This is a genomic window from Reichenbachiella agariperforans, from assembly GCF_900142205.1.
GTDB lineage: Bacteria > Bacteroidota > Bacteroidia > Cytophagales > Cyclobacteriaceae > Reichenbachiella > Reichenbachiella agariperforans.
This window is the reverse complement of the sequence record NZ_FRAA01000001.1, coordinates 1372981-1387503: the sequence shown is the minus strand read 5'-3', so window position 1 is coordinate 1387503 and position 14523 is coordinate 1372981. Positions and strand designations below refer to the sequence as shown.

Annotated in this window: 7 protein-coding genes and 1 tRNA gene; all 8 read right to left on the bottom strand. The window is 43.5% G+C overall.

The window, feature by feature from the left end:
* Positions 1-39: 39 nt before the first annotated feature.
* The 8 genes from BUB99_RS05460 to BUB99_RS05425 all read right to left on the bottom strand — a co-directional run bounded on the left by BUB99_RS05460 (position 40) and on the right by BUB99_RS05425 (position 14469).
* On the bottom strand, positions 40-1704 hold the full coding sequence (locus tag BUB99_RS05460) for a transglutaminase domain-containing protein (RefSeq protein WP_139280901.1): 1665 nt from the start codon (positions 1702-1704) through the stop codon (positions 40-42).
* Positions 1705-1934: 230 nt separating this feature from the next.
* Positions 1935-5696 carry a two-component regulator propeller domain-containing protein gene (locus BUB99_RS05455; RefSeq protein ID WP_170863738.1) on the bottom strand — a complete coding sequence of 1254 codons (3762 nt, stop codon included), beginning with the start codon at positions 5694-5696 and terminating at the stop codon, positions 1935-1937.
* Between the two features lie 602 nt (positions 5697-6298).
* A complete protein-coding gene (locus BUB99_RS05450) occupies positions 6299-7573 on the bottom strand; it encodes a sugar phosphate isomerase/epimerase family protein (RefSeq protein WP_084190359.1) in 1275 nt (424 codons plus the stop codon).
* Positions 7574-9032: 1459 nt separating this feature from the next.
* Complete coding sequence (gene rseP / locus BUB99_RS05445) at positions 9033-10355, bottom strand: RIP metalloprotease RseP (protein WP_073120163.1); 1323 nt, start codon at positions 10353-10355, stop codon at positions 9033-9035.
* On the bottom strand, positions 10355-11506 hold the full coding sequence (locus BUB99_RS05440) for a 1-deoxy-D-xylulose-5-phosphate reductoisomerase (RefSeq protein WP_073120162.1): 1152 nt from the start codon (positions 11504-11506) through the stop codon (positions 10355-10357). The genes rseP and BUB99_RS05440 overlap by 1 nt, the downstream gene beginning before the upstream one ends.
* 80 nt (positions 11507-11586) lie before the next feature.
* The gene (locus tag BUB99_RS05435; protein ID WP_073120160.1) at positions 11587-13083 is read right to left on the bottom strand and encodes a GH3 auxin-responsive promoter family protein; all 1497 of its coding nucleotides are present in this window, start codon (positions 13081-13083) and stop codon (positions 11587-11589) included.
* A 141-nt stretch (positions 13084-13224) separates the two neighbouring features.
* Positions 13225-14271 carry a M42 family metallopeptidase gene (locus BUB99_RS05430; RefSeq protein WP_073120158.1) on the bottom strand — a complete coding sequence of 349 codons (1047 nt, stop codon included), beginning with the start codon at positions 14269-14271 and terminating at the stop codon, positions 13225-13227.
* A 114-nt stretch (positions 14272-14385) separates the two neighbouring features.
* A tRNA-Leu gene (locus BUB99_RS05425) sits at positions 14386-14469 on the bottom strand.
* Positions 14470-14523 lie beyond the last annotated feature (54 nt).

The window sequence follows — 14523 nt, the reverse complement described above, 5'->3', positions numbered from 1 at the left end:
TGAAAATACTAGAAGTTCTAAGCTGGCGTGAGACAAGATTTAGTTTTTTATCAATAGGTTCTTCTTGCAGATCGCATCAATCATGTTTTCGGGTTGAGTCCCTTCAAACTTCCAAATGAAAACACTGCCACCTTGCGGTATGACGAGTATCGCCTTGGTCTCTGAAATAGCCTGATAATTGTTCGAGTTTAGGTATTTGTTACGTGATATATCCAGCTGCCCTGTGTGCTGTAGTAGGTATTGTGCGATCCATTGTTCGGACAGCACTGTAGGTGTGACATAGCTCAGCGTGATGTGGTGTGTGTCGTTTTTTAGCTCTAGGAGTAGAGGACTGATTTTGACCGTCGTGTCTTCGGTGAGGGTGTACTTTTTGGGGATGTCAAATGATAGTCCCAGTCCCAGGTTTTCGTAGTGCGTGTCTTTTTGTTTCTCCTCACTTTCGAAGGATGACATAGGGTTTCCATTGCGCAGATAGTTGGTGGTTTGTATTGCAGCGATTTTGGGATGCAGAAATAGTGGGGCAAGCCCATCATGTAGGTCGCTCTTAACCATAGGTAGGTATAGGCTGGGATTGATAGGGCTATGACTGTTGGGATTGAAGATTTGCCACTCTTCGTCGATCCCGATTTCTGTCCAAAGCGCGCTGACCCAATAGCCGTATTGGTAATAGTAGCCATGTACGATGCGTGCTGGGAGGTCGATGGATCTCGCCAGTCTGATGAGGGCTAGGGCGGGGTACTTTGGAGCTGTTCTACGGCAATAGAGAGTTAGCGCCTGTGCCATTTCTAATGAGGAAGCTAGGTCTCGTGATAGCGAATCGGCGATGTAAAACAAGTCTAAATTGTCCTTGTTGATCCAGGGTGTAGACTCGGTACAGTGGGCTAGTTCTAGGCTGTCTGTAGGGAGTGGGTAGAACTGATTGTCTGCCATGCTGGTCTCTAGGGTATCGCCGGCTGTCGTGGTGATCAGGAGTTGGATGGCATTGATGTTTTTTGGATCGGGTAGCCAGATGTTGGACGAAATGATTTTTTGGTCATCTTGTAGGGATAGAAGGGGAGAAGTATGTACGGTTTTTTTCGTTGGACGTATTTCCATTTTGCCGAATGGCCCAGCCTGCTGAGAGGCGTAGCATTGGAAGTCCAAATCGTAGAGGCTCTCTACAGCTGGCAGTTGGGCGATGGAGTCATGGATGACCCAGTATTTTTGGGCACGAATGACCTTGGTGTCGGTTAGCGTTCTGAATACAGTGACGACCTGATGGAGGTCTGGTGAGTAGGTACGGAACCGAATACTGTCTTGGAGATGATGGAGTGTGCTCTGACTGACTTTTTGTGTCCCGTATGGTCCCAAAACCATCTGAAAGTAACTCGAATCACCGAGTGATGTGATCAATGAGTCGTTCGAGTAGGTGGAGTGAATCGTATCTCCTGGTGATAGGCTGATGTCGTTGGTGGCGGATAGTAGCTGACCTATGGCGTCTTCTTGATAGCGGGTCTGGATGAAGATAGAGGTGCTGTCTTGTAGGGTGACGAGGCTGAGCTGCAGCTGCTGCGTGGTGTGGATGGTGTCAGCGATGTGAACGCTCGTTTGGTAAGAGCCCACAGATGTGTTGTTCAGGTCGACTGTATAGGTGTGGATCTGTGCAGCCAGTGGCTGTATGAGGGCAAGAAAAAATAGACTAAGGAGGCAATATACTTTCATCAAATACGGGAGGATTGATAAGGCGACAAGATAAGAAAAATGCTAAGCTTAGGCGCTCGGCTTTTTGAAATTTTGTTAGCCAACTGCTTGATGATGCTGATCGAAGATGGTGTTTGGAATGTGACTGAATGAAACCAAAACGTAAGGTCACCACCAGCCACAGGAATAAAGTGACCATTTGTCTGGTGGTGACCATGTAGAGGCTATAAGACAGCTTTAAGTGAAGGAGAAGGCTACAGTTTGAACTTGTCGACTTCTGAACGTAGGGCATAGGTGATGGAAGACACTTCTTTGCTTTTTTGTAGGTGGTTTTCCATACCCGCCGAAAGTTGAGTCGCCGAGCTGGCGGTTTGTTCAGTACCTGCTGCAGTTTCTTCTGCTATCACTACTATTTCGTCCATCATATTTACCACATTGCCTAGGTCATTTGTTTGCTGATTGGTAGCGGTGACGATATTTTCAGATTTTTTTAAGGTATCTTCATACCCTGTTGAAATGTCTTGGAAAGCAGAAAGTGAGTGTTTGGTGGCCTCACTTCCTTCTGTAATTCTTGAACTCATTTTGGAGACGAGCGAGGCTGTAGAAGAGGTGACCGTTTGTACACCTGAAATAAGTTTTTGGATTTTGGAAGTTGACACTTTCGAATCTTCTGCTAGTTTTCTGATTTCCTCAGCTACGACGGCAAAACCTCTCCCTGCATCACCTGCTTGCGCAGCTTCTATGGCGGCATTGAGCGCTAGAAGGTTGGTTTGTGACGCGACATCTTCTATAATTCTTAGGACGGCGTTGATGTCATTTGATCTTTGTGTTAGGATTTTTATAGCTTCTGTTGTTTCTGCGGAGTAAGATAGTATGTCCTTCATTTGGGTGTCCAGTGTGCCCATTTGTTGCATACCTGCCTGACTCTTTTCAACCCCTATTTTCGTAGCTTCATTGATTTCAAAGGCTTGTCTTTTCATGTCACTAGAAAACTTCAATATTCCTTCTATGATGTTTGATGACTGATCCACATTCGCCACTTGCTGCTGTGCTCCACTACTCATTTGAGCAATGGCAGATGCTATTTCGCTGGTGCTATTATTGATTTCTTCGGTGGTATGGGTCATGTCATCTGTCGAGCTCCCTATCGAAGCTATTTGCTCTTTAAGATTAGAAAGCAGATCGGACAGGGAGTCTAAAGCTGAATTCAGATTCGTCGAAAGCAGTGCCACGTCACCTTTTGCCTCATCTGTATACCTTTTGGATAAATCCCCAGAAGCCATGCCGTCAACGATTCGATTGATTTCAGAAAATGGCTTGAGTACTGACTCAAACATTTTGTTGACAGATACTCCGAGATTTTTCCATTCGCCATCCATGCCGTCTAGGTTGATTCTTGCTTTGAAATTGCCAGACTCTACCGCCTCGGATACGACCAAATTGATTTCACTAACCGCTTTTAATAGACTGTTTTTTTGTGTCTCTAGTTCGGCGTTTTGAGCAATGACTTGCTCGGTGGCATTGTTGATTTGATCATTAAGCTTCTCTTTGTCCTTTTTGTATTTTTTGGATTTCCATATATTGAAATATATAATGGAGGAGACTATGATCAGGATGACGATGGTTCTAAACCACCACGTGTTGTACCAAGCAGGGAGGATGTTCAGGTATATTGAGGCTCCTTTTTCATTCCATATGTTGTCATTGTTGGAGCCTTTTACTCTAAACGTGTATTGGCCTGAGGGTAGGTTTGTATAATAGGCTTGTCGACGATTGCCTGATTGTTTCCATTCACTATCATACCCTTCCATCATGTAGGCGTATTGGTTTTTTTCTGGAGAGGTGTAGTTCAGTGCTACGAATTCGAATATAATATCCGTTTGTTTATGTGTGAGTGTGATGGAATCTGTTTCGGAAATATGCCGGTCAAGGGGCGAGTTGATATCGTCAATAGAGACCTCCTTGTTGTCGAGTTTAAAGTGTGTCACGATGATGTTTGGGATTTCTTGATTGTCTTTGACTTCAGTAGGAGCGAAATGATTAAAACCGTTGATCCCACCTATGTATATATTGCCCTGATCATCTTTATAGGATGAATTCGTACTGAACTCATAGTCTTGCAACCCATCATAGATATCATAGTTTCGGATGGACATGTTTTCGAAATCGATCGAGAATGATATTTTACTCATGCCTTTGTTAGTCGTCACCCAAAAGACACCTGAGTCATCGATGACTAAATTGCTAATAGAGTTGTCAGGTAGTCCATGCCGTTGATCATACCGTTCAAAGCTTTTTTTATCTTCTTTTAATCTATTGAGGCCACCGAGAGTACCTACCCAGATGTTACCATTCAAGTCTTCGTTGATGGTGGTAATGTTATAATGGCTCAAACTGTTGGGGTTGTTCTTGTCATGAATGTATCGTTCAAACTGATCTAGACTTGGGATGTATTTGTTGAGACCATAGCTGGTACCTATCCAGATGTTGTCTTGCGAGTCTTTGAATATACAATTGATCGCTCCTGATGAAAGGCTCGTAAGGTTATCGGGGTTATGAGGGTACGATTGATACTTTTTGGTGACATTGTCGAGCTTGAGAAGTGTACTGGTTCCTATCCAAATGTCATTATCATTACCCTCCGTGATGCAATTGATCGTAGTGTTATCCAAGATGGTTTCAAACGAACCCTTGTCATCATCAAAGAGCAGGAGGCCCTGGTAGGTTCCTATCCAAAAATTATCCTTTCCATCAATAGTGAGCGCCTTCATATGGTCACTGTTGAGCCCTTTGTGGGCGTAAGAGCTTTGTTGGTAGGAAGAGAAAGTGCCCTTTTGGGGGTCGAAAAGATTGAGTCCTCCATAGGCTGTGCCTACCCAGATTCCCTTGTCATTGGCACAGAAACTAGTAACCGAATTGTTACTCAAAGAAGAATCAACATTAAACAAATGCTTGTAGTGATCAAACTTCTGCTTTTCGTTGTGCAAATAATTCAAACCACCACTCCAGGTTCCTATCCAAAAGTTGCCCTTATTGTCCTCATCAAAGCAATAGATGGAATTTTGACTTAAACTTTTGTTATCGGTCTCATTACTTTGGATGTGTATGAATTCGGGTTGGTCATTGGCAGATTCATGATGCTTTAAAAGATTAAGCCCTTGATTAGTACCTATCCAAATGTTGCCATTAGAGTCTTGATCAATAGTTCTGATAAAAGTGCTTGAAATATTGTAGCCTTCTTCTGCGGAATATAATTGCGCTTCATTGTTGTCAAAATCAGTAATCTGGTAGAGTCCATTTCGGTGCGTGCCGTACCAGATGTTGCCCTTGTCATCATAGAGGATATCCTTGATTCTGTTCGATATGTCATCCGAGCTTTGGTTAAAAATCGTGTGGTCAAATACTTTTTTGGTCAGTCGACTGTTTATATCCACGACGAACAAGCCTTGAGAAGCTCCTACTATAAGTTCGCCCTTTTTTCCAAGGCTAAGGTCAGACACAAAACCATAGTGCGTGGTTTTTAATAGACTATTTGAGACTTCACTAAATGACTCTTCGGATGGATTCAGTGTGAATAGCCCCTCTTCGGTTGCGATCCATATTAACCCATTTTCATCTTCTATCAGATCTTTAATTGACTTCTGATTTAGGGTGTTTGGGGATTGACCTTCGCTGTAAAAGCGCTTGAATTTTTCTGAGGTATAATCAAACGAGTTTAGACCATCACTATTGGTGCCTACCCAGAGATTTCCTTTCGAATCCTCTAATAAGCATATGATTTCATTGCCACTAATACTGGTGCTGTCATCGGGGTTTTTGATGTAATGATCAAATGAATACCCGTCATATTTGTTTAAGCCTCCTGTACGGGTACCGATCCAAATGAAACCATTCTTGTCCTGTGTCGTGCAGAAAACCGTACTTTGGGATAGGCCTTCATTTAAGGATAGTTTTTGGAAATTGTATCGATTGTTTTGGGATAGGGCGTTAAAATTTAGCCCAATAAAAAGTATCATATAGACCATTCGTCTGATACCAATTGAAAATCTGTAATTCATCTCACCTCGTCATGCTGTCGATGGTAAATGTACCTTTTTTTGCAAATAACAAGTATTACTATTCGTTCTTCAGTATAACTCATCGATCATTTATGAGTTATTATTGTTTCATTGCTTAATTGAACCAATGAGAATAGCCGACTGTGACTGGGGATTGTGCTAAAGGGAGCATACCCAAAAAGGTAAGCTTACCTCCTCCTTTTTTTAAAGTAGCGAATAGCCAAAGGTAAGTTAACCTCCAGCTATAGGTTAGCTTACCTTTGGGGCCTGGTAAAGCAACCTTTGGGTAAGGGTAAGGGTAAAGGGAAGTTTTGAAAACCGTAACTGTACCTTGGATTTGGAAGAGAAAAATCGGGTATGGTCTCTGCCAATGGATATTATAAATGCCAAGAAGATGTCGGTTGCATTAGGGAATGCGACCGAGCTGGATCCGGCTTTTTGAAATTTCGTTAGCCAACTGCTTCACGATACTGTCATCGATCAAGGTATTACTATTCAAAATAACTGGGGGAATCTACCCGCCCTCGTTCGGAAACGAGGATGAGTGGGGGCAAAGATGTCTAATCCAATATTTGATAGTATAAATATTCCCAAGCCAACTGAACACTATATAGTGGAGGGTAAGAATAATCTTCCACCTCTGTGACCATATATTTTGGCACGTCAAAATCAGGGTGATGAAATAATTCCATCCAATTAATTTTCCCACTTGCGCCCAACTCCTTATAATCCTTGATATGCCAACTTATAAACCGCTTGGGATATTTTTGAAAATAATCAACCGCTTTCACTCCGCCTATATCCATCCAATAAATATCAGCTTGGAAATGAACATATTCAGGATCCGTATTCTCCAATAAATAATCATATATTAGGCTCCCATCGATCACCCCAAATTCATCTGCATGGTTGTGAAAAGCAAAGGTGATACCTTTCTCTTTACATAATTTTCCAATCGTATTGTAATAGTCGCAATAGCGTTGCAATTCCGCTTTGGTTTTAACTGATTTGAGTTGGTTATTGGAGGTCGTTAAGTATTCTACGCCTGCTGCCAAATGGTCGTCTATACATTTCGACCACCATTTCATAGAGCTTTCCCAAGAGTCAGAAGTAGGGAGGTCATGAAACGTCATAGAGCCTAAAAATTGCATTTCTTCAGCTTCTACCACTTTTCGAAATTCAGCAGGTGACATGCCGTAAAATGTACCATCATTATAAACAAAAGTTTCTATATAACTATAGCCCATTCGTCCTAACTCCTGCAACGTTCCCACTGGGTCTTTCAGCATATCTTGATGAACAGAAACTAATTGAATGCCGATTTTTTTATCTTTTGGGTTAGACTTAATATATCGGGTTTTCCAAAGACTTTTACCAGACTCATCAAATCCCTCCAATAGTACATTTGAAAAGCTTTGAAAATCAAATTTGACATGCAGGTAAAAATTGCCCAACATATCTACATCCTGCATTTCCCATTCTTTTTCATTAGAAAAACGTCCTGTTCCTTTGAAAACTATAGCGTCTTTATTCTGTCCTAAAGCAATAATCTGATTGCTATTTGAATCATAAGCAATCAATTCTGTGAGTAGGGGATTGTATTCTCCCTTTTGATATTGAAGTACTTCCACCTGCATGGAGAGCTTGTCCATTTTTGAGATGTTATTCATTTTAATATGAGGAAATGCAGCAACACTATCCGTATCTGAATGGATGCTACTCACCCAATGCCCGACATACTGATGTAAACGGTCAATTTGGGATTCGACGGAATGTTGAGATAAAAGAGGATGGCTGAAAAGACATATTAACACTAACAACTTCGTAACTTTCATATTCTTCTTCTTAATTACTGTTCTTATCAAAGTACCCCTCTAACACTGAACCTGATATGAAGAATGCCTTGACTGTAATAGAAAGTAAAATAGGGCAATAGACCCAAAGTGGCAAGATGAAAGAGGTGCTGACACCTCTAAAAACTCGACGGAGCACCAATCCAGATTCTATATACTCCCAACCAACCCTTCAAGACTTCTTTCTAAGTGAAGATAAATCTTGAAGGGTTTAAGAGGCTCTAGTGGTATTTTTCACTTTGTTTCAATGCTTGGTTTATTGCCTGTGGGGTAAGGTTTGTTTCTGGCAAAGCGCCCTTCTATTTATTCAACTCACCCCATGTCGTTAAGTTAAAACCTGAGTTCGATTAGTAAAGGATATAAATCATCTTCTTAATTCAAGGTTTTTGAAAATTATACTGTCTGAGCGATAGCGAGTTTATAATTTTCTAGCCTTTTTGCTTCCTTTTTTGGCAATGAAAAAAGGAAGAGTCTGTCTGGCTTGAAGACAAAGAACAATTGATGCATTTCAGAAGCGGTTTTAATGAAAGCTAAAATCGAATTTAGGTTTAAACGCATACGCTCCATTGTATCATCCCGACGGAGGGATCTTAGCCATTCTGAAAGGGTTTGTGTTTAGATTTCTCCTATCGTACCGGATAAAAATCTAAACTTAAAGACATAGCGTTCGCATCAGTAGTTACATCGGTTGCACGCCTACCACAGGTTTATTCCCCTCCTACACGTCCGTCAGAGTATTGTACTGAATCAATCTACCACTACAACGTTAGTTTAGAAGCTATCAGACTTTGTGTGTCTTGCTCGACAGGCGTTCGATAAGCAAATCAAGCCGATCTGCCTGCACAATGGCTGTTAGACAAGTGTTTCTATCGCTACAGGCTCTCCAACGGGCGTTGAGGGGGTGTCTTGATTTCGGATAGTGTCCAAATGTGCGTTGAGGGGGGGGCTTGATTTCGGATAGTGTCCAAATGTGCGTTGAGGAGGTGTCTTGATCTCGGATAGTGTCCAAATGTGCGTTGAGGAGGTGTCTTGGTCTAGGATAGTATCCAAACGTGCGTTGAGGAGCTGTTTAGATGTTAGACAGATTCCCCACGGTTATATTAGATTCTTTCAAGCCTATCTAAACAGTATTGAAGTCAGGTTGAAGTCAGGCATGTTGAGCCTACATTTCATTAGTCAAAGAGACAGATCACTCCGTTATTCAAGATTTATGGTTCGAAATTCGTTATTGTTTTTCTTTGAAATAACCACCTGTTATGAGTCTGTGAGGCATTATTCCAATGATTGGAATAATGAATATCGAATATTGATTTCTATCCCCAGTCATACCGACTGATCCCAAGACACTACCTTTCTTATTGTCACGAATGAATGCTACATAAAAAAGCCCCAGACGGTTGGTCTAGGGCTAGGTAAGTGTCATTGTACACGCGCAGTGTCTTTAGAAGATGGCCTTAAATAGATCGTTGAATATCGCAAAAACCATTAGACCTAGGAGTAGTACCATGCCTACTTTCTGTGCTCCTTCGAGGAATTTGTCAGAGGGCTTTTGTCCAGAGACGATTTCGTAAGTCAAAAATACCACGTGTCCTCCATCCAGCGCTGGGATGGGGAGGAAGTTCATGAAGGCAAGCACCATAGATAGGAGCCCAGTCAAGTACCAGAATTTGCTCCAGATCCACTGTCCACCGAACATCTGAGCGATACCGATAGGGCCACTGAGGGATTTGGAGGCAGATACTTCGCCACGGAATATTTTGCCAAAGGCTTTGATGTTGACCCATACCACGTTGAATGCCTGCTGTGATCCTTTGTTGACAGACTCTCCGAAGGTGTACTCCTGATGAGCAAAGTCTAAGAGTATCTCTGGATAGAAACCTAAAGTCCCATCTTCGCCTATCTGTAGTTTGGCCTCTCTGGTCTGACCTGTTTTGCTTTGGATCACTGCTGTGACCTCTTTCTCCTTGTTGGCATCTAGGATGCTTTTGAAGTCTGAGAAATAGTTGGCTGATTTACCTTCGATAGAGATGAATCGATCGCCTTCTTGCAGACCCGCATCCGCGGCGGCACTACCTGCCATTACTTGCTTGATCTCAAAGGGTTTGAGGTAGCTGATGAACTGGCCGTCATATTTTTTCTTGTCAGCATATTTGTTCAAGAATCCATTAGGGAGCGTCAGTGTAAACACAGAGTCGCCTCTCTGAACAGTGTAGCTAGAGTTCTCTTTGAGGATCACATCATTGTTGATCAGCTCTTGGAACCTGCTGTAGTCCTGGCCGTTTACCTTCAGTACTTTGTCACCGTTTTTGAATCCAATTTCTTGTCCTAGTTCATAGGCAGCGATCCCGTTTTGGTTGAGTACATCTTTGGTCAGGTAGGACTCTCCACTGTTGTAGGTGATGACGATGAAAATGAATACGCCTGTGATGACATTGACGATGATACCGCCCATCATGACGATGAGTCTCTGCCAGGCTGGTTTGGCTCTAAACTCCCATGGCTCTGGCTCGGCAGACATGGACGCTGTGTCTAGTGACTCGTCGATCATGCCTGATATTTTGACAAATCCACCGAGGGGAATGGCTCCAAACGAGTATTCTGTTTCGCCGTATTGAAAACCCCAGATTTTAGGAGGGAAGCCGATGGAGTATTTTTCTACTCTCATGCCAAATGCCTTGGCGGCCAATAAGTGTCCTAATTCGTGTAATCCAACTAATATTGATAAGCCCAACATGAGTTGGGCTGCCATGATCAATCCTTCCATTAACTAATGATGTCTAGTGCTATTTTTCTTGTTTCTTTATCTGTCTCCACGTAATCCTCCATGTTTGGATGGGCAATGAATGAGACCTTGTCCATGCATTTTTCTACTACATCGGACATCTCCAAAAATCCTATACGGTCATTTAAGAATTCAGATACAGCTATTTCGTTAGCGGCATTGAGTATACATGGGAGGTTTCCCCCTTGTTTCATCGCTGCAAACGAAAGCGCCAGATTTCTAAACGTCTCTACGTCTGGTTTTTCGAACGTCAAAGATGGGTATTCTGTAAAATCGAACCTAGGAAAAGTAGTTTTAATTCGGTCAGGGTAGGTCATGGCATATTGTATTGGGAGTTTCATGTCTGGGAGCCCCATTTGTGCCTTGATAGAGCCATCTTCGAACTGTACCATGGAGTGGATGATGGACTGAGGATGGACGATCACTTCGATCTGATCTGCTGTGAGTCCAAAGAGCCATTTGGCTTCTATGACTTCCAGTCCTTTGTTCATCAGTGAGGCCGAGTCGATGGTGATCTTTGCACCCATTTCCCAGTTGGGATGTTTGAGGGCAGCTTCTTTTTTGACGGATTGTAAAAACGCTTTGTCTTTGCCTCTAAACGGTCCGCCAGAGGCAGTCAAGATGATTTTTTCGATGGGGTTGCCAACCTCTCCCGTCAGACACTGAAAGATCGCAGAGTGCTCCGAGTCCACTGGCAAGATCGTTGCTTTGTACTCCTGAGTCAGCTCGGTGATGAGCTCTCCAGCCACGACGAGTGTCTCCTTGTTGGCCAGGGCGATTACTTTACCTGCCTTGATGGCGTGTACGGTAGGTTTTAGTCCTGCATAGCCGACCAGAGCCGTGAGGACGATATCGACCGCTTCGATCTCTGCGATGTGGCACAGCCCTGATTCGCCAGCAAATACTTTGATGTCGTGCGGATCCAGTGCCTCGAATACTTGCTCGTATTTGTCGTCATTGCCGATTACCACGACATTGGGCTTGAACTGCAAGGCCTGCTGGATCAGTAGATCCGCATTGTTGTATGCCGAGATGGCTTCTAGTACGAATTGCTCCGGGTTCGCTGCGATCACTTCGAGTGCCTGTGTACCGATCGAGCCGGTAGAGCCGAGTATGGATATTGTTTTCTTCAACTATCTATTGGGTTTTGGGATCGGAAATTGTCATTGGGACTGCTATTCCTTATTAATGTCTATTATCTAAAGTCTTGTGTCTAATATCTAAAATTCATCAATTCATCCGCGATTTTTCTATCATTGGATAGGCGAGGGACTTTGTTTTGTCCGCCTAGCTTTCCTTGCGATTTCATGTAGTTGATAAAAGCATTTTTTTGTAAAGGAACGATTTCTAATTCTTCCAAGATACTGCCGACGATTAAATCTTCATAGTAGGAGTTCAGTTCGGTCAGTTTTTTGTCCAGCGTGGATTTAAAACTGTTGAAGTCAGCAGGTGGTTGATCAAATTCGATAAACCATTGATGGCGGGGTAGGCCAGATTCTGGTGTGACCTGAGGTGCTACGGTGAATTCTACGATTTCCGCCTCTGGATGCTGAGCCAGGGCATGGTTCATGGCTTTTTCCACTTCCTGACCGATGACGTGCTCCCCAAAGGCAGAGATAAAGTGCTTGATTCGTCCTGTAACCAGTATCCTGTAGGGGTCTTTGGAGACGAACTCTATGGTGTCGCCTATCGAGTAGCCCCATAGTCCAGCGTTGCTATTGATGATGAGCGCATAGTTGACACCTAGCTCCACTTCTCCGATACTGAGTCGTGGCGGGTTGTCATCAAAGTACTGATCCGCAGGGATGAACTCAAAGAATATCCCAGAGTTGAGTAGGAGCAATAGCCCTTTCTGATCTAGCGTGTCTTGGTAGGCGATAAAGCCCTCCGAGGCAGGGTAAGTTTCTACTGAGTCGATGGTCTTGCCGATGCTTTCGAATAGCTTTCCACGGTACGGCTCGAAGTTAACCCCTCCATATACAAAGAGAGAAAAATCAGGAAATACGTCTTTGATCGCCTTGCCAGTTTTGGCTGTGATCCGGTCGAAGTACATCTGTACCCATGGTGGAATGCCTGAGATCAGGCTCATGTCTTTCGTAAGCGTTTCCTCTACGATGGCGTCTAGTTTCGTCTCCCAGTCTTCGATGCAGTTGGTCTCATAGCTGGGCATCTGGTTGGAGCGAAGATAACCAGGGACGTGGTGATTAACGATCCCTGAGAGGCGTCCAGTATGGATGCCCGCTGTTTTGGTCATGATAGGACTGCCTGATAGGAATATCAAGCTTTTGTCTAAAAACTGGCTTTGTCCTGAGTTGTGCACATAGGTGAGGAGGGCATTTCGTGCGCTGTTGATATGGTTAGGGATGGAGTCTTTGGTAATGGGGATGTATTTGGTGCCCGATGTAGTCCCTGATGTTTTGGCAAAGTATTCGGGTTTGCCTGGCCATAAGATGTCGCTATCTCCTTGTTTGATTTTCTCAACATAGTCTTTGAGCCCTTCATAGTCTGCCACAGGTACAGCAGACTTGAAATCCTCATAAGTCTCGATATCTGCAAAATGATGATCCTTGCCAAACTGTGTGTGTTTGGCTTTTGAGACGAGGCTCTTTAGGATTTTGTGTTGCGTATTGATGGCATCTAGTGACCATTTTTTCTGGTCGTTGACGATGTACTTGGCAAAAGGCTTACTGAGTGCAGATCGGAATCCCATAGTTTACTTGAGTTGTCGAAATTTTGATCGAGACCAATGATATCACCCGCAATATAAACCCGAAATGAACAATAGCCATTTCAGAGAGAATGGAAATACGCTAGCATGTGTCACGAGATGAAAAAGGTCGAGCCTGAGGTGCTATTCCCAGCTCCAGTCATGACTCGTCAGATTCTCCAACGCTGCTATGAGTAAATCAGTAGATCCCGTGATGTCGTCTTTGTGCGCCATTTCGATCACTTGGTGTAGATGGCGAGTTGGGATAGAGATTGCACCTGCAATTGATCCGTTTTTGCCACGCTGTTGGATACCAGCAGTGTCTGTGCCACCAGCTACTAGGATTTCATTTTGCCATTTGATTTTTTTCGAATCAGCGGTTTGTCTGAGGAACTTGACCATACGTTGATCACAGATAGTCATAGCGTCTAGGATTTTGATGGCCGTACCTTCACCGAGTTTGGTGACGTACTCGTGGGGTTGCGCACCAGGTAGGTCATAGGCGATCGTCGTATCGAGAGCGATCCCAAAGTCAGGGTTGATGCTGTGCGCTGCTACATTGGCACCACGTAGACCGACCTCTTCTTGTACCGAAAATACCGCGTATAGATCTGCCGATGGTGTCTTGATTTTTTTGAGTGTTTCGATTAGGATGAAAACAGAGACTCTGTTGTCAATGGATTTGCAATTGACACAGTCACCCATTTCGATAAGTTCTCTGTCTCGTGTAATCGAATCGCCAATAGCCACGATTTTTTCCACTTCTTCTTTATTCATGCCGAGATCGATGAAGTAGTCCTCCATTTTGGCGACCTTTTGACGCTCCTCTGGGGTCATGACATGGATGGGTTTGCTACCCATCACACCGATCACATCTTCGCGACCGTGGATGATTACACGCTGGGCTGTCAGGGTTTTGGGATCAAAACCACCCAATGGCTGGAATCTAACGAAACCATTGTCGTCGATATGGCTCACGATGAAGCCAATCTCATCCATGTGAGCGGCTACCATTACTTTTTTATCTGTCGACCCTTTTTTGATCGCGATGATATTGCCCATGTTGTCGATACTGTAGGAGTCGACATGATCTTTGATTTCTTCGATGATCAAGTTTCTAATGCGTGACTCGAACCCCGGAGCACCAGCGATTTCACAGACTTTCTTGAGTAGTGGCGTGTTAAATGACATGTTTTTTGTAGTTTTTGATGGTGTGCAGATCACGAGACTGATTGGGATAGGAGCGAACTCGATATGAGTCGCTGGTCTCTGGTGATTTCAGCTTTAGCACAGTTTTATAAAGTGTGCGCACGAGAAGATTCGAACTTCCACGGACGTAAGTCCACCACCCCCTCAAGATGGCGTGTCTACCAATTTCACCACGTGCGCTTAAAATGGAATGCAAAAATAGGATTTAAGATGAATAATCCATGAAAAAAGTCA